11 protein-coding genes are annotated in these 16,445 nt (G+C 69.4%); 7 read left to right on the top strand and 4 right to left on the bottom strand.

Features of this window, described 5'->3' with window-relative positions; all coding sequences use genetic code 11:
- Window positions 1-113 precede the first annotated feature (113 nt).
- Together G4D85_RS44330 and G4D85_RS44325 are read left to right on the top strand one after the other, a co-directional pair.
- Window positions 114-1,307, top strand: a complete 1,194-nt coding sequence (locus G4D85_RS44330) for an aspartate kinase (protein ID WP_164020400.1) — start codon at window positions 114-116, stop codon at window positions 1,305-1,307.
- Window positions 1,308-1,460: 153 nt separating this feature from the next.
- On the top strand, window positions 1,461-4,055 hold the full coding sequence (locus tag G4D85_RS44325) for a N,N-dimethylformamidase beta subunit family domain-containing protein (protein WP_240359873.1): 2,595 nt from the start codon (window positions 1,461-1,463) through the stop codon (window positions 4,053-4,055).
- Here the strand turns inward: G4D85_RS44325 and G4D85_RS44320 are convergent.
- From G4D85_RS44320 to G4D85_RS44305, 4 genes are all read right to left on the bottom strand, one after another.
- Window positions 4,033-5,664 carry a right-handed parallel beta-helix repeat-containing protein gene (locus tag G4D85_RS44320; RefSeq protein ID WP_164020396.1) on the bottom strand — a complete coding sequence of 544 codons (1,632 nt, stop codon included), beginning with the start codon at window positions 5,662-5,664 and terminating at the stop codon, window positions 4,033-4,035. The genes G4D85_RS44325 and G4D85_RS44320 overlap by 23 nt on opposite strands.
- A gap of 267 nt (window positions 5,665-5,931) precedes the next feature.
- Complete coding sequence (cutA, locus tag G4D85_RS44315) at window positions 5,932-6,258, bottom strand: divalent-cation tolerance protein CutA (RefSeq protein WP_164020395.1); 327 nt, start codon at window positions 6,256-6,258, stop codon at window positions 5,932-5,934.
- 64 nt (window positions 6,259-6,322) lie between these two features.
- Window positions 6,323-7,306, bottom strand: coding sequence for an ATP-binding protein (locus tag G4D85_RS44310; protein ID WP_164020393.1), 984 nt, complete (start codon window positions 7,304-7,306; stop codon window positions 6,323-6,325).
- A gap of 58 nt (window positions 7,307-7,364) precedes the next feature.
- Entirely contained in the window at window positions 7,365-8,018 is a 654-nt protein-coding gene (locus G4D85_RS44305) for a hypothetical protein (protein ID WP_205525980.1), read from the bottom strand.
- 283 nt (window positions 8,019-8,301) lie between these two features.
- Between G4D85_RS44305 and G4D85_RS44300 the strand changes: the two genes are divergently transcribed.
- From G4D85_RS44300 to cglE, 5 genes are all read left to right on the top strand, one after another.
- Window positions 8,302-11,856, top strand: a complete 3,555-nt coding sequence (locus G4D85_RS44300) for a tetratricopeptide repeat protein (protein WP_240359872.1) — start codon at window positions 8,302-8,304, stop codon at window positions 11,854-11,856.
- On the top strand, window positions 11,856-13,298 hold the full coding sequence (gene gltE, locus G4D85_RS44295; RefSeq protein ID WP_164020389.1) for an adventurous gliding motility TPR repeat lipoprotein GltE: 1,443 nt from the start codon (window positions 11,856-11,858) through the stop codon (window positions 13,296-13,298). Before G4D85_RS44300 ends, gltE begins: the two co-directional genes overlap by 1 nt.
- A 127-nt stretch (window positions 13,299-13,425) precedes the next feature.
- Complete coding sequence (gene cglF / locus G4D85_RS44290; protein ID WP_164020387.1) at window positions 13,426-13,698, top strand: adventurous gliding motility protein CglF; 273 nt, start codon at window positions 13,426-13,428, stop codon at window positions 13,696-13,698.
- 78 nt (window positions 13,699-13,776) lie between these two features.
- Window positions 13,777-15,699: an adventurous gliding motility protein GltG gene (gene gltG / locus G4D85_RS44285; protein ID WP_164020385.1), complete on the top strand. Its 1,923-nt coding sequence runs from the start codon at window positions 13,777-13,779 to the stop codon at window positions 15,697-15,699.
- Between the two features lie 105 nt (window positions 15,700-15,804).
- Window positions 15,805-16,434: an adventurous gliding motility protein CglE gene (gene cglE, locus G4D85_RS44280; protein WP_164020383.1), complete on the top strand. Its 630-nt coding sequence runs from the start codon at window positions 15,805-15,807 to the stop codon at window positions 16,432-16,434.
- The last annotated feature ends 11 nt before the right edge of the window (window positions 16,435-16,445 follow it).

Here is a 16,445-nt window from a genome sequence, read left to right as displayed (position 1 = left end):
TGTCAAGGCGAGCGCCGCCACCCGGGCGCGGGCACTCTCGGCTGGCCGGACTCCTGCATAAAGGGGCTCCGGTGTGGTTTTCCGGCCACGCCAACAGGGGTAGTGAGGCGTCCATGCCAATCGTGGTGCAGAAGTACGGCGGTTCCTCGGTCGCCGACGTGGAGAAGATTCGCAAGGTGGCGAGGCGCGTGAAGGACAAGCGCGACGGGGGCTACCAGGTGGTGGTGGTGGTGAGCGCCATGGGCGACACCACGGACGAGCTGCTGGCGCTGGCCAAGGGCGTGTCGGCGGACCCGCCGCGGCGCGAGCTGGACATGCTGCTGACGTGCGGGGAGCGCATCTCCATGGCGCTCCTGTCCATGGCGCTCCAGGAGATGGACGTGCCGGCCATCAGCTTCACCGGCAGTCAGAGCGGCATCATCACCACGGATGCGCATTCACAGGCCCGAATCGTCGAGGTGCGGCCCTTCCGCATCCACGACGAGCTGGCGAGGGGGAAGGTGGTCATCGTCGCGGGCTACCAGGGGGTCTCCCACAAGAAGGAGGTCACCACGCTGGGGCGCGGCGGCTCGGACACGACGGCGGTGGCGCTGGCGGCCGCGCTGGACGCGGAGGCGTGTGAGATTCTCTCCGACGTGGACGGCGTCTTCAGCGCGGACCCGAGGGTGGTGCCGGACGCGCGCAAGCTGGAGTCGCTGAGCTACGACGAGATGCAGGAGCTGGCGAGCGCGGGCGCCAAGGTGCTCAACGCGCAGGCGGTGGAGTGGGCCAAGGCGCGGGGAATCGCCATCCTCGCCCGCACCGCGCACGGGCAGGGGACGGGCACGGTGGTGCAGGAGCTGTCCGGCCCCGCCGACTCCCGGGTGAAGGGCGTCACGGCCGAGCCGGAGATGGCGGTGCTGTCCGCCACCGAGCAGGTGCCGCTGGCGGAGCTGCTGGAGTTCCTGGATGCGCGCGGCGTGCGAGGCCGGACGCTGGGCTTCGACGGGCCGCCGGAAGGTGCGAGACGCACCTCCATCGCCGTGCCGCTGGCGGACATCCACGGGGTGGATGCGCTTCGCAAGGACCTGGCCACGCGCTTCGGCGAGGCGGTGGCCTGGCGGGAGGACCTGGGCACCGTCACCTGCGTGGGCGTGGGGCTGAACGCGGACTGGGTGCCCCTGCGGCAGGCGCTGGCGGCGGCGGAGGAGCTGGGAGCGCGGGTGTACGCCGTGCACACCTCGCCGCTGCAGCTCACGCTGCTGGTGGAGAAGGCCCACCTGAAGCCCCTGACGGCGAGGGTCCACCGGGAGCTGCTCGGAGGGTAGGCGGGTTCCCACGGGGGGGCCCCGGAGGGCCGGAGTGTTGATCCGTACTCCACGGGTCTGGCACGCCGCTTCCCTCCCTGGGGTTCGTGCCTACCCTGGCGTCCTGGACACCGTGAGGTGGAGGACGGGATGGTACGGGGAAGCCGGTGGTGGATGGCGACGTGTGGGCTGGCCCTCCTGTTCGCGTGGGGTGGCTGCCAGGAGCAACCCGCTCCCGAGCGCCCGGACATGGGCGACCGCCACGACACTCCACCGTTGAATGACGGACACGACGGAGGGGACGGCGGGTTCCACCCGGGCCTCATCGACGCGGGCACCGACGGTGGCGAGCTCGAGCCGGACGCGGGCGCCGAAGCGCCGGATGCCGGGCCTCCGCCGGAGCCGCCTGCACGCGACGCGGACGCGGTGCGCAAGGAGAACCAGCGCCCGGGGACGACGGCGTGGCGCATCGTCAGGGAGGAGACGGGCGAGCGCGTCGCCAACAACCGCGAGGTGGAGGGCTACGCGCTCGAGGCCACGGTGAAGCAGGGCGAGCTGCTGCGCGTGGCGGTGTCCATCTCCGAGACGGAGCCGAAGAGCTTCCGCTGGTACGTGTACCGGCTGGGGCACTACGGCGGCGCGGGGGCGCGCGAGGTGGCGCGCGGCGGCCCGGTGAAGGGCGTGCGGCAGGGGGACTGCCCCGCGGACCCGGCCACCGGCGTGATTGCCTGCGCGTGGGCACCCTCCCTGGAGATTCCCGTCAAGGAGGACTGGGTGCGCGGCGTGTACGTGGTGAAGCTGGTGCGCGAGGACCGCTACGCGCGCTACGTGCCCTTCTTCGTGCGCGATGCGAATCCGCGCGCGGAGGTGGCGGTGCTGATGCCCACCGCGACGTGGGCCGCCTACAACACGTGGGGCGGTACCAGCCTCTATGACGACAAGCACCAGGTGATGAAGCCGCACGGCGTCACCCGCGCGTTCCAGGCGTCGTATGACCGGCCCTACCACCGGGGGCAGGGCACGGGACATCTCCTCTCGGACGACGTGAGCCTGGTGCAGTGGCTGGAGGCGCAGGGGCTGGACGTGGGCTACTTCACCGACGAGGACCTGGACGCGAGCTACGACTTCGTGGCCGGGGCGAAGGTGCTCTTCATCTCCGGGCACGACGAGTACTGGTCCACGCGCAACCGGGACCACGCGGACCGGGCGCTGGCCGAGGGCCGCTCGCTCATCAACCTGGGCGCGAACAATGCGTACTGGCACGTGCGGATGGACGCGGCGGCGGACGGGCGGCCCCGTCGCATCATCACCTGCTTCAAGGGGCATGAGGACGACGCGCACCGCGACTCGCGGCGCACGGTGAAGTTCCGCGAGGGCCCGGTGGGGCGGCCGGAGAACGCGCTGTTTGGCGTGCAGTTCTCCAGCCGCTGGCACCAGTTCGGCTTTCCCACCGTCATCACCGCGCCCGGCCACTGGGCGCTGGCTGGCACGGGGCTGAAGGCCGGGGACACGCTGTGGATGGCGAACGGCTACGAATTGGACCAGGTCGTCGACAACGGCCGCACGCCGCCGGGCGTGGACGTGCTGGCGGAGTCCCCGGGTCTGTCGCTCCAGGGAGCCTTCGGCTTCGGGCACATGGTGGTGCGCAAGCAGGGCAGCGCGTACGTCTTCTCCGCGGGCGGGGTGGACTTCGTACGCACGCTGGCCTCGGAGGACATGGCGGATCCGCGCGCCGCGCGCATCGTCGCCAACGTGCTCTACAAGGCGCTGGGCCGGTCGGTGCCGGAGAAGCTGGTGGAGTTCCGCCGCAAGCACGTGGCGCAGCCTCAGGGGCCCTACTCACCCGGCGTCCACACCGTGGCGGGCCGGCCCGGGCAGCGGCCCCGCGCGGGGGCGCAGGTGGCCGCGGACGGGCTCGGCGCGCCCATGGCGGTGGCGGTGCTGCCGAGCGGCGGGTGGGCCGTGGCGGACGCACTGGCTGACGCGGTGAAGCAGGTGTCGGCGGACGGCAGCGTGCGGACGGTGCTCACGGGGCTCAACGGGCCCATGGGCATCGCCGCGGACGCCGCGGGCAACATCTACGTCGCGGACACGGACGCGCACGTCATCCGCCGCATCCCCGTGGAAGGGAAGGCGGAGGTCTTCGCCGGCTCGGAGCCGGGCATGCGTGACGGGGCCGGGAAGGACGCGGCCTTCAACCAGCCCGCGGGCATGACGCTCACGCCGGACGGCACCGCGCTGCTGGTGGCGGACATGAACAACGGCGTCATCCGCCGCATCGACCTGGTGGCCCCGGGCAATCCGGTGACGACGTTGCAGGGGGCGTGGATGTACCGGCCCTCCGCGGTGGCGGCGTCGGCGGATGGCGCCACCCTGTACGTGGTGGAGACGGGCATGGCCCGCGTGGTGCGCATCCGCGATGGCGTCACCTCGGTCGTGGCGGGCAAGTCGCCTGGCTTCCAGGACGGCAAGCCGGAGTCCGCGCTGTTCCTGCCGTACCTCGGAGTGGCGGTGCTGCGGGACGGCTCCCTGGCGGTGTCGGACCCGGGCAACTACCGTGTGCGGCGCATCCTCTTCAACTCTGACGGCACGCCGAGGACGGTGACGACGATGGCGGGCAGCGGGCGCTACGGCCACCGGGATGGGCCGGGGGAGCACGCGGACCTCGTGCTCCCGGCCGGCCTGACGGTGGGGCCGGATGGCCGCCTCTACGTGGCGGACTCCGGAAACGGCCTGGTGCGCGCCATCACTCCATGCGCGCAGCACTGACGGTGGGCGCGGGGCAGCCGGACTCCACCGCGCCGATGTCGGGCGCGGCGCCGCAATAGGGCAGGCCCAGGTCCATGCCCTGGTCCACCGCGCCGAGGCCCGGCGTGAAGTCGACGGCGTCCGCCAGCGCGCTCGCGCTCTCCTTCGAGCCGACATCCCGGCCCGCGGCCTGCCACGTGGCAAGCGTGCCACCCACCCAGGACACGACGGGGACGAAGAAGCTGCCCGTCGCGAAGCCCGAGCCCGGCAGGTAGACGTTGGACTCCATGCGCAGGCCGGGAGCGTGGGGCCCCAGGTTGACGGCGTTGCGGGTGGCGATGAGGTTGTTGCGCACCACCACGTTGCTGGAGTCTCCGCCCGTGCCATGGCCCAGCACGAGGCCGAAGCCGTCCGTGCCGCTGAGGGTGTTGTGCAGCACGCGCACGTCGGAGCCGTTCTCGATGCGGATGGCCGAGCCTTCCGGCGTCTTCAGCCCGTGGATGCGGTTGCGGCGGATGGAGACGTTGGTGGGGGGCGCGCCCACGCGGTTGCCGCCCACGGCGACGCCCAGCGAGGCGTTCGAGATGTCGTTGTCCTCCACGATGATGTTCTTCGCGGAGTAGTGCACCACCAGCGCCTCGCCCCGGGACGTGGAGGACTTCGCGAAGCCGTGCATGCGGTTGCCTCGCACGGTGACGTCGTGGCACGTTTTGATGTCCACCGCGTTCTCGCGGTTGTTGTACATGCGGTTGTCCTCGACGAGGACGCCGCGCGCGGGGGTGTTGTTGCTGAAGCCCTCGGGCCCCAGGCACTGCACGGAGTCACCGGAGTTGTCGTGGATGTCGTTGCCGCGCACGGTGATGTCGCGGGACGTGGGCGCGATGACGACGCCGTGCGAGTCGTCGGAGCCCCGGGCGAAGTGGTGGATGTGGTTGTCCTGGATGGTGACACCGCGCGCGCCCGAGTCCGTGCTGATGCCGCTGCCGAAGGCCCCGTGGTGGAGGTGGTTGTTCGCGAGCACCGTGCCCTCGGTGTCACCGGAGAACGTCACGGCGACCTGCCGCTGGCCGCGGACGTCCAGCTCGAAGCCCTCGATTCGCCAGTGGGGACGCTGCACGTGGACCATGAACCAGCCGCTGGAGGTGGGGACGAGCTTCGGATTGCCCTCGCCGCTCAGGGTGATGGGCGCGGCGGCGGTGCCGGCCTTCACGCGGGTGTCGAGCTCCAGCTTCTCAGTGTAGGTGCCCGCCTGTACGCGGACGATTTCTCCCGGGCCCACCAGCGTGAGCGCCTTGGAGATGGTGCGCAGCGGCTTCTGCCGGGTGCCCTGCGCGGTGTCGCTGCCAGAGGGGCTGACGAACCACTCGCGCGAATACCGGGGCGGAGGTGGCTCCTCGATGGGAGCCGGGGTGGGCGCCGGGGTGGGCGCGGGCACTGGCACGGGCTGCTCCGCGACGGGCGTGTCGGGCGTCGGGGCGGGCTCGTCTGGTGTGGGGGAGGGCGGTGTCTCGGGTCGGCCGGAGAGGTCGGTGGTGCCGGAAGTCGGAGCGAGCTCCTGAGGGCTTCCGTTACAGGCGAGGCCTCCCACGGACATGAGTCCGATGAGGCACAGGCTGCGCAGCGTGGACATGGGGGGCGGCTCCTGAGGGGGATTGAGCGAGCCGAGAACGTTCGAGGGACCGAGCCCTATTCTGGTCGTCCGCTCTGTCCGTGCCCTCGTGGAGCAGGCGACCTGGCGTTGCTTCACGTCGGGATAGAGGTACCGACGGAGTCCGCGCTCACGGCGTCACCGCGCGGACGGCGGTGACGCGCGAAGCCCGTTTGCTATCACGGCAACGAGGGTGCGCGGAACGCGTGGCCCGCCTGCCCGCCCGTGGGGGGGACGGCGCTCATGGGCTCACGGGGAGAAGCGGGCGTTGTCACGCACCCACGCCAGGTAGGGCCCGTGGCCGTCGGTGATGTCGAGGCGGAGCACCTCCGGCACCTGGTAGGGATGCAGCTCGACGACGCGGGCGCGCAGCGGCTCGAAGAGGACGTCCCGTGTCTTGAGGATGAGCAGCACCTCCGACTCGTCATGCACCTTGCCCTCCCATCGGTAGATGGAGCGCAGGGCCGGGACGATGTTGCCGCACGCGGCGAGCTGCTCCTCCACCAGCGTACGGGCCAGCTCGGCGGCCTTGTCGACGGAAGGGGCGGTGACGAGGACGAGGATGACGTCGGTCATGGGGCGCGAGGATGCGTGATTCGTGCGCCCGACGTCGAGAAGCCCCGTGCCTCGAAGGCGGGGCCTACCGCCCCATGCCGCGCATCCCGCCCGGCGAATGGTGCATGGGCGAGTCCATCTCCTGCCGCGTGCGGCGCCGGTCCGGCGTGTCCCGGGGCAGCTCCACGAAGGTGCACATCTCGCAGAGCCGGCTGTAGATGCGCTCACCCACGCGCTCGCGCAGCAGCTCCGCCTCGCGGGCCGCGTTGCGCGAGTCCTCCGTCGTCCGGTAGCCGGCGGGCGCGGGCGCCCGCACGGCCTTCTTCTCCGGCTCCAGCGAGTAGTTCGTCGCGAAGAGCGTGGTGCGCCCCGCGTTGTAGCGGCGGGCGATCAGCTCATCGAGCGTCTCCATCTCGAACGGGCTGCCACGTCCCTTGCCCAGCTCGTCGATGGCCAACACCTCCACGTCCGACAGCGGGCCGATGATTTCTCCGCCGCTCTTGCCGTCCTGGAAGCCTCGCCGGATGGTCGCGTACAGCAGGGAGATTTCCACGTACCGGGCCCGGATGCCGACCTCCAGCACCAGGTGCCCCAGCGTGGCCCCCATCAGGTGCGTCTTCCCCGTGCCCACCGGCCCGCTGAGGATGAAGCCCTTTGCCGGGCCTCCCTTCGCGTCCGTGCCGCCCTTCGTGTACTGGTGGGCGAAGGTCATGGCCACGCCTCGACCCCGGTCCTGCGCCTCGTTGAAGGCCCGGTAGTTGTCGAAGCTCGCGTGAGCCACCACCCCGGGCAGCCCCACGTCGTTGAAGAGGGACACGCGCCGCCGCCGCCGGGTGCACACGCACGGCTCCATCACCTCATAGCGCCGCGGCCCCATCTTCTGGCTGAAGGTGCCCTCACGCTCCACCAGCACGTGCCCACGCCCACCGCACACGGAGCAGCTCTCCGAGCACGCGCAGATCCTCGCCTGGGCCTGGTCTCCATGCCGCTCGAGCACATAGGTCCGCCCACCGCACACGCCACATGCCGCCTCGCCCATCGCCTTCGCACCCGTGTCGCGCATCGCCATAGCAGAGCCTTCCCCTGCCCATTCGCCAACTGAACGGGTGAGCAGGCGGGCCTCCCTCTCACACTTCCTTCACGCCCAACCGCCGCCTCACCGCCGCCAGCACCCGGAAGCGCCGTGACACCCGCCGCGCCCGCGCCGACATCACCTGCTGCTCCGCTCCCGCCCCGTGCGCCTCGCGCCACACCGCCCGTCGCTCCGCGAAGGGGAGGGCGCGCAGCAGCAGCAGGAAGGCCAGCGCCTCCTGGGCGTCCATGGCCGCCGGCTCCTCGGGGACGTGGGCCAGCACGGTGATGCGCAGGTGCCGCACCCGGGCCGACAGGGCCTCTTCCCGCCCCGCCAGGTCGTCCAGGACCGTGCACAGCCGCGCGTGCCGCGTCTCCTCCCAGGAGCGGGCCCGCTTCTTCCGCGTGTGCGACTCCGGCGCCCCGGCGCCCGCCGCCAGCTCGCGGTACTTCTTGATTTCCGCCTCCACCTGCCGCCGGCACGCGCGCAGCGAGCGCAGCACCGGCTCCCCGGGCCGCGCGTCCCACAGCGCCTTCTCCGCCGAGCGGTTGATGCCGCGCGCCACCACTTCGAAGGGAACTCCCTCCCGGGCCCAGGTCGTCAAAAGCTCCGTGTCCAGCGCGGACAGCATCAACCCCGCGCCACGCACCGCGAGGAAGTAGTCCTGCACCAGCTCTTCGAAGCTGGCGCTCTCGGGGAGGAGACTCATGATCCGACACGTACTCCAGTGCAGGGCAGCCGAGCAGCCGGCCGTCTGCTCCCCCATACCCGCTGGGTCCGACAAGGCAACTCCAGAACCCCCTTTTTCACAGCGCTTCTGGAAGATTTCCGGCTTGCTTTCCAACAAGGAAGCAGCCGGCCAGTCAGGGTTGACCCGCTACGGGAAAACCGCGCATAGTTGCGAGCCCCGAATGGAAATTCCCGAAGATTCCCGGATACTTGCCGAGCAGGCAAGCTACCGGGGACGCCGGTCCCCCTCCCTTAGGAAGACCATGCGCCGTTCGCTTCTCGTCTGCCTCGTGCTCCTGGCCACGGCCTCCGCCGCCCAGGAAAAGAAAGCCACGCGCGATGCCGATCTCGGCCGGAAGTCCGCCACTGCGGTGGACAAGTCCCTGGCTGGCGACATCACCCGTGAAAAGAAGAAGGAAGAGGTCGCCCCAGCCCTCCAGTACGACCAGTTCCGACTGGGCGTGGAGCTGCAGGTGGCCTCCAAGCGCCGCGAGCAGATCCAGTCGCTGAAGAAGATCATCTCCCTGTCGCCGGATCCGAGGGAGGTCCCCAGCCTCCTGTTCCGCCTGGGCGAGTTCTACTGGGAGGAGTCGAAGTTCTACTTCTTCGAGGCCAACCGGAAGGACGACGAGCTCCTCAAGGCGATGAACCGCAACGACGCCATGGGCCAGCAGCGCGCCAAGGCGGAGAAGGCGGAGCTGACCGCGAAGCAGAAGGAGTACGGCAAGCTCGCGGTGGAGCAGTACACGAAGATCGTCCAGGAGCACCCGAAGTTCGAGCGCACCGACGAGGTGCTCTTCTTCCTCGGCCAGTACCTCATGGAGGAGGGGCAGGATCGCAAGGCGCTGGTGGCCTTCAAGCGGCTGGTCGAGAAGTACCCCAAGTCCAAGTACATCCCCGACGCGTACCTGGCGTTCGGCGAGTACTACTTCAACAACTCGAAGGGAAAGCGCCCGGAGCTGGAGAAGGCGCTGGCCGCCTACAAGAAGACCGCCGAGTTCCCCGAGAGCCAGGTGTACGCCTTCGCCCTCTACAAGCAGGGCTGGTGTCACTACAACATGGGCGACTACGAGGCCGCCAAGGACAAGTTCAAGACGGTGGTGCTCTACGGCGAGCTGGCCGGCGCCAACGCGGTGGAGAAGGACGGCGGCAAGAACGGCAAGAACTCGCTGGTGCGCGAGGCGCGCACCGACTACGTGCGCGCGTACGCCCACCAGGGTGACGTGGCGCAGGCCCGCGCGGACTTCGGCAAGGTGGCCACCAACCCCGACGACCGCTTCGCGATGATGAAGCAGCTGGCCAACCTCTATTACGGGGACGGCAAGGACCGCGAGGCGGCGATCACCTTCAACGCCCTCATCAAGGAGAAGCCGCTGTCGCCCGAGGCGCCCGGCTTCCAGGGGAAGATCGTCGACTGCATCCTCCGCATGGGCAACAAGGAGCGCACCGTGGCCCAGGTGCGCCGGCTCGTGAAGATCATGAAGGAGGTCGAGTCCTCCGGCGTCATCAAGGACGACAAGGACAAGAAGCTGCTGGCGGAGGCGAAGGAGCTGTCCGAGCGCACCCTGTCCAACCTCGCCGTCACCTGGCACAACGAGGGCAAGAAGACGCGCAACGAGGAGACGTTCCGGTACGCGGACGCCGTGTACAGCGACTACCTCACGCTTTTCCCGGAGAACCCCAAGGCGTACGACCTGCGCTTCTTCTGGGCCGAGCTCCTCAACGACAACCTGCAGAAGTACGACAAGGCCGCCGCCAACTACACGCTCGTCGTCCTCCAGGACGCGAAGGTGCTGGAGGCCAAGGACGACAAGGGCAAGCCGAAGCCGGGCAAGCCGGGCAAGTGGCTGCAGAACGCCGCCTACAACGCGGTGCTCGCCTATGACGAAGTCGTGAAGGCCGGCGAGGCGAGCGGCGAGAGCAAGACCGAGGCGGTGGGCACGGACATCACCAAGAAGGCCACCATCCCCACGCTGAAGAAGGCGCTGCTCGACGCGTGCGAGCGCTACCTCAAGTACGTGCCCAAGGGCGACAAGCGGGTGGAGATCGCCTTCAAGGCGGCCAACATCTACTACCGCCACAACCACTTCGACGAGGCGGTGCTGCGCTTCAGCGAAATCGCGCTGGGCTACCCGGACTACAAGTTCGAGACCGGCGAGCGCGCGTCGGAGATCGCCGCCAACCTCATCCTCGACTCGTACAACCTGCTGCAGAACTTCGCGAAGGTGAACGAGTGGGCGCGGCGCTTCTACGCCAACGACAAGCTGGCGGTGGGCAAGTTCCGCGACGACCTGGCCAAGCTCATCGAGCAGTCGTCCTTCAAGCTCGTCAGCCAGCTGGAGGAGAAGAAGGAGTTCGAGAAGGCCGCCGAGGCGTACCTGTCCTTCGTGAAGGACTTCCCTCAGACGGAGATCGCCGACCTGGCGCTCTACAACGCGTCCGTCGACTACTACAAAGCGAAGATGCTCGATAAGGCGATTGACGTGCGCAAGCGCCTGTTCGCGCAGTACCCGCGGTCCAAGTACGTGCCGGACTCCATCTACGCCAACGCGGAGGCGCTGGAGGCCATCGGCGACTTCGAGGACGCGGCGGGCACCTACGAGGCCTACGTGCGTGGCTACGAGCGCAGCGTCACGGAGAAGGGCGCTGGCAAGTCGCGCAACAAGAAGGGCGACGACAAGCCGGCCGTCCCGCAGAAGTGGGAGGAGTCCAAGGCGCAGGTGGCGCTGTTCAACGCCTCCACCTACCGCGCGGGGCTGGGCCAGACGAAGGCGGCGCTGCGCAACCGCGAGCGCTACCTGGAGTTGTGGCCCAAGGCGAAGGACGCGGATGAAATCCGCATGTCCATCATCGACCTGACGGGCAAGAGCGGCGGTGGCATGCGCGCCATCAAGATGCTGGAAGAGTACGAGCGCGACAACATGCGCTCGGCCAGCAAGTTCCTGTCGGCCGAGGGGCGCATCATCGACCTCTACAAGAAGATGGGGAAGTCGCGGGACGTGTCGCGCATGTACAAGCGCGTCTACGAGCACTTCGACCAGCTGCCCCGTCGCGTGCAGTCCTCGCTGGAGAAGCCGGCGCTGGCCACCTCTGCCCAGGCGCAGTTCCTGGCGGTGGAGCTGGACTGGCAGGAGTACAAGCGGCTGAAGCTGTTCTGGGGTGCTCCGCCGTCGCCGGACCGCTTCCGGGGCAGCATCCAGGACAAGAGCCGCGCGCTGCAGGTGGTGGAGAAGAAGTACGTGCAGACGGTGGCCCTGGGCGCGCCCGAGCCGGCCATCTGCGCCCTGCACCGCATCGGCCTGGCGTATGACCACTTCGCCGACCGCGTCATCAACGCGCCCATGCCGCGAGGACTGGACGAGGAGGCGCAGCAGGCCCTGCGCGACGAGTTCGCCAACCAGGCCCAGCCGCTCAAGGACAAGGCCACCGAGGCGTTCGCCGCCACGGTGACCAAGAGCCGCGAGCTGGACGTGTACAACGACTGCGCGGCGGAGAGCCTGAAGATGCTGCGCACCACGTACGCGCCGGACCGCTTCCCGGACATGCCCGAGGAGAAGGTGGCCCTCAAGGGCCGCGCCCAGCTCATCGGCGGAGACCTGCTGGCCTCCATCCAGGACGTGCCCCCGCCGGCGCCCAAGGCCGTGGCCGAGTCGCAGAAGACGAAGGCGGCGGAGCTGAACGAGGACCTGACGGACCTCACCCAGCAGCTGCGCTCGCAGACGGAGACGCAGGTGGACTCCAAGCCCGCCGCTTCCAAGGACGGCACCACACCCGCGAAGCAGGGTGGGGCTGACGAGGAGCCGGAGGACTTCCTTTAATGAACCGGACCACGACCCGTACCATGCGCCTGTTCCCCCTTCTGGTCGCCACGTCGCTCGTGGCCGCCGGCTGCACGGCCTCCAAGGCCACCGGCCCCACCACGCCGACGAAGTCCCCCACGACGGCGCAGACCGGCAAGGAGCCGGCGGCGGCGCCCATCTCCAACACCGCAAAGGCCCGCTTCGAGGACGCCGTGAAGGCGTTCGACGCGCAGAAGAAGGCCAAGGCCTTCGACTACCCGTCGCTGGAGCGGAAGTTCAAGCTGGCCCTGGAGTCCGACGCCAACCTGGCGGAGGCCGACTACAACCTGGGCGTCATCGCCGAGCGCCAGGGCAAGGCCAACGAGGCGCGCGCGCACTACAAGGCGGCGCTCGCCAAGAAGCCCTCGCTGCGCCAGGCGGCGGAGAACATGGCCGTCATGGAGCAGAACGCCGGCAACGTCGCCGGCGCGGTGGCCCTCTACCAGGAGGTGCTGCAGCGCTACCCGGACGACGCCCAGTCCCGCGCCCGCCTGGCGGAGATCTACCGGCAGCAGGGAGACCACGACAAGGCGATGGACCTGTCGCGGGGCGCGCTGATGCGCGACCCCAACTCCACCACCGCGCTGAAGGTGATGATCCGCAGCTACCTGGACCGCAAGCAGCTGGCCATGGCGAAGCTGGTGGCGCTGCGGGGCGTGAAGCTGGACGCGGCGGACCCGGAGCTGCACCACGCGGTGGGCCTCATCCTCCTCAAGGAGAACAACAAGGACGAGGCGCGGCTGTCCTTCAAGAAGGCGCTCGAGGTGCGTGACGACTACGTGCCCTCGCACGTGGAGCTGGCGCAGCTGTCGCTGGAGGCCGAGGACTTCCCCGAGGCCGAGGAGCACCTGCGCCGCATCCTCCAGGCGGACGGGAAGAGCGCCACCGCGCACCTCAACCTGGGCATCGCCTACAAGGGCCAGGGCCAGTTCGACAAGGCCATGCAGGAGTACGACGAGGCCGAGAAGCTGGACCCCGAGCTCGCCGCGGTGAATCTCAACCGCGCCGTCCTCCTCCACAAGGTGAAGGACGCCCCCGAGCGCGCCGTGGAGCTGTACAAGAAGTACATCGCCATGGCCGGCGGCGACGTGGCCCTGTCCGCCGAGTCGCCCGTCTTCGGGCTGCTGCGCGAGGCGGAGGCCATCGTCAACGCCAAGCGCGAGGCGACGCACGCCGAGGAGCAGGCGAAGCAGATGGAGGCGCTGCAGAAGAAGCAGCAGGCGCAGATGCAGGCCGCGGAGAAGACCGCTCCGCCGGCCCCGCAGCCCGCGGGCACCGTGACGCCCGCCTCCGCCACCGGCACGCCCGCGCAGGTCACTCCGGCCGGCGGCGCCGCGGCCCCGTCCCCGTCAGGTGGGGCGCCCGAGAAGAAGAATGAAGCCCCGGCGGATCCTTCGGAGCCTGAAGACGACCTGCTGTGAAACGTGCGACCTCCCCGGGTGCCTTCGCTGTGGCGGGGCCCCGGGGGATGATGCGAACCTTGAGCGTCCCCTTTATTGGGGGATGCGATGCAGCACGGGCCCGGCGGGGCCCTCGTGGGAGGCAGTGATGCGGAAGGCTCTGATGCTGTGCGCGGTGCTCTCGGTGACTCCGGCCTTCGCCCAGGACGAGGGCGGCAAGGCCGAGGGTGGGGGCGGGGAGGGCAATGTGCGCTACTCCAAGACCACCAACATCGACTTCGAGGATGACACCATCGAAGGCGACCTCACGAAGCCGGACGGCGAGTACATCGAAGCCCGTGACAAGGTGAAGCACTCGAACCTCATCCGCATCCGCGAGGACTTCGAGGACAAGGTGATGCAGTCCGTGGGGGAGCTGTAGGCCGCGTCGACGCTCCGGCGGGAACCTGCCGGAGCGAGCGTTGTCTGTAGCCCATACCCACCCTACGCAGGAGCCCTCATGGCCGTTCCTCTGACACTCAAGGTCTTCAAGGGCGACTCGCTGGTCGCCTCCAAGGACTACGAGCGCGACATCATCAAGATTGGCCGTCTCTCTTCCGCGCACCTGTGCCTGGAAGACGAGAAGGTCAGCCGAATCCACTCCGTCATCGAGGTCGCCACCGACGGCGCCATGTCCATCATCGACATGGGCAGCGTCGAGGGCACGTACGTCAACGGGAAGCGCGTCAACAAGGGGCAGCTGACCTTCGGTGACGAGATCCGCGTGGGTGGCACCACCATCCGCCTGGAGAACCCGGCCGCGGTGGCCGCCGCCAACCTGGCCGTGGCCGTCGCCGGCACGGACGAGACGACCGAGAAGAACCCCGTGGTGGGCGCTCAGCCTCCCGCGGTGGGCCTGGCGCAGGCCGCCGCGGCCGTGCCTCCCGCCGCCGCCGCCGAGGGCGCGCTGGACGCGTCGTTCGCCGCCACGCAGCAGAACGCGGTGGTGGCCGCCGCCGAGCCCGCTCCCGCCGCCGTGGTGGAGGCCGCGCCGCGCGTGCGCACCGTGCGCAAGACGAAGTCCACCGGGCCGCTCGGCCTGGGGATGCGCTTCGCCTGGGGTGACCAGCGCGTGGGCGAGTTCTTCGTTGCCCCGGGCATGAAGCGCACGTTCACCGTGGGCAGTGCCGCGGGCGTGGACTTCATCATGGGCGACTCGAAGCTGGGCGCCCCGAAGTTCGAGGTGGTGCGCTCGGACGGGCAGTCCTTCTCCGTGCGCTTCACGGGCAAGATGAAGGGCGAGCTCACCCGGAAGGGCGACACGAAGGACCTCAAGGAGGTCATCGAGTCCGGCAAGGCCTCGCACGAGGGCGACGCGTACACGCTGACGCTGGACGCGGACGACTTCCTCTGGGTGGACCTGGGCGGCGTCACGCTGGAGCTGGCCTTCCAGCCGGTGCCCAAGCGCGTGGTGGTGCCGCTGGGCGAGTCGCTGGACTACACGGCGCTCAACATCTTCCTGGTGATGTTCTTCGTGGCCTCGGTGTTCGTCATCGGCGCGATGAACCGCCCCGGCGACGACGACGAGTACTCGGACGAGCTGTCGGCCGACAACGCCCGCATCGCCAAGCTCATCATCAAGCCCCCCGAGGTGCAGAAGAACAAGTTCCTCGAGCGCCTCAACCAGCAGAAGGAGGCGAAGAAGAGCGGCGAGATGGCGGCCAAGAGCCGCGGCGACGAGGGTCAGATGGGCAAGAAGGACACGCCCAAGACCAACAACCGCACCGCGCCCAAGGGCGACCCGAACAAGAAGGACGAGGCCCGGGCGCTGACGGCCAAGATCTTCGGCGGCGGCAAGGGCGGCATCTCCACCGTGTTCGGCAAGAGCGGACTGGGCGGCGACCTGAAGAGCGCCATGGGCAACATGTTCGGCGCCAAGGCGGGTGACTCCGGCGGCTTCGGCGGCCTGGGCCTGCGCGGCTCCGGCGGTGGCGGTGGCGGCACGGGTGACACCGTCGGCATCGGCGGCATCGGCACCAAGGGCCGTGGCGGCGGCACCGGCACCTACGGCAGCGGCGTGGGCGTGCTGGGCGGCAAGCAGAGCGTGGACGTGGGCATCACCTCGTCCGAGCCGGAGGTCATGGGCTCGCTGGACAAGGAGCTGATCCGCAAGGTCATCCAGATGAACCGCGGGCAGATCCGCTACTGCTACGAGAGCCTGCTCAACCGCTTCCCGAAGCTGGGCGGCAAGGTGGCCATCAAGTTCGTGATTACGGCCACGGGCTCGGTGGCGTCGTCCTCGGTGGCGCAGTCCACCGCGGGCAACGCGGACCTGGAGACGTGCGTGGCGGGCCGTGTCCGCACCTGGAAGTTCCCCGAGCCGAAGGGTGGCGGCGTGGTGGTCGTCACCTATCCGTTCATCTTCAAGCAGGCCGGCGAGTAGCGCCGGGCTGCCAGTCTGTGCCGCGGGCGGACTCCGAAAGAGTCCGCCCGTGCTGTCTCCACCGGCTCCCATCCCCCATGGAAGCCGCGCTAACGTCAGGACCGCATGAAAGCCCTCGCCCCCCTTGCCCTGTGCGCCGCGTTCGTCCTCCCCCTGGTCGCGAGCGCCCAGCAGCCCACCTCCGCCAACGGGGACCGCCCCGCCGTCACGTTCGATGAAATCGAGCGGGGCGTGTACTTCGCGGTGATGGGTGGCCCGCTGTTCCTCACCAACCCGCCGGCCCCCGAGGGTACGCCGCGGCCCTTCTCCTCGGGCCCCATGGCGCAGGTGGAGGTAGGCGTGGACCTGGGTGAGCGGCTCTCCGTGGGCCTGTTCATCATGGGCTCCAGCATCCGGACGAGCGCCGAGTACGTCGGCAACTCGGGCGGCGCGGTGTCCGGGGACTTCTCGTCGATGGTTCCCGGCCTGGCGCTGCGCGCGCGCCTGCTGGGCCTGGCGGACAGCCAGGAAACGAAGCGCACGTGGTTCTACCTCCGCGCCGGCGGAGGCCTCGCGATGTTCTCGCCGAAGCGTCTGCTCCCCGATTCCGACATTCTTGTGTTTGCCGGGCCCGGAGTGGAGTACTACACAAGGCTGCGCCACTTTTCCGTGGGGCTCGAGGTAACGGGGAACTATCTCGTTAGCGGAGGCTCCTTCGGGTTCGCGGTGGCGCCGAATATTCGCTACGCGTTCTAGCGGGAGAAAGA

This window comes from Pyxidicoccus trucidator (assembly GCF_010894435.1).
Classification (GTDB): Bacteria; Myxococcota; Myxococcia; order Myxococcales; family Myxococcaceae; genus Myxococcus; species Myxococcus trucidator.
The sequence above is the reverse complement of the archived record's forward strand: the minus strand, read 5'-3'. Positions and strand labels throughout refer to the sequence as shown.

What these genes read in the sequence shown, in the direction of transcription:
- G4D85_RS44330 (WP_164020400.1), top strand. Translation starts at nt 114, where the DNA reads ATGCCAATCGTGGTGCAGAAGTACGGCGGTTCCTCGGTCGCCGACGTG.
- cutA (WP_164020395.1), bottom strand. Translation starts at nt 6,258, where the DNA reads ATGACCGACGTCATCCTCGTCCTCGTCACCGCCCCTTCCGTCGACAAG.
- gltE (WP_164020389.1), top strand. Translation starts at nt 11,856, where the DNA reads ATGAACCGGACCACGACCCGTACCATGCGCCTGTTCCCCCTTCTGGTC.
- gltG (WP_164020385.1), top strand. Translation starts at nt 13,777, where the DNA reads ATGGCCGTTCCTCTGACACTCAAGGTCTTCAAGGGCGACTCGCTGGTC.
- cglE (WP_164020383.1), top strand. Translation starts at nt 15,805, where the DNA reads ATGAAAGCCCTCGCCCCCCTTGCCCTGTGCGCCGCGTTCGTCCTCCCC.
- cglF (WP_164020387.1), top strand. Translation starts at nt 13,426, where the DNA reads ATGCGGAAGGCTCTGATGCTGTGCGCGGTGCTCTCGGTGACTCCGGCC.
- G4D85_RS44300 (WP_240359872.1), top strand. Translation starts at nt 8,302, where the DNA reads ATGCGCCGTTCGCTTCTCGTCTGCCTCGTGCTCCTGGCCACGGCCTCC.
- G4D85_RS44325 (WP_240359873.1), top strand. Translation starts at nt 1,461, where the DNA reads ATGGCGACGTGTGGGCTGGCCCTCCTGTTCGCGTGGGGTGGCTGCCAG.
- G4D85_RS44305 (WP_205525980.1), bottom strand. Translation starts at nt 8,018, where the DNA reads ATGAGTCTCCTCCCCGAGAGCGCCAGCTTCGAAGAGCTGGTGCAGGAC.
- G4D85_RS44320 (WP_164020396.1), bottom strand. Translation starts at nt 5,664, where the DNA reads ATGTCCACGCTGCGCAGCCTGTGCCTCATCGGACTCATGTCCGTGGGA.
- G4D85_RS44310 (WP_164020393.1), bottom strand. Translation starts at nt 7,306, where the DNA reads ATGGCGATGCGCGACACGGGTGCGAAGGCGATGGGCGAGGCGGCATGT.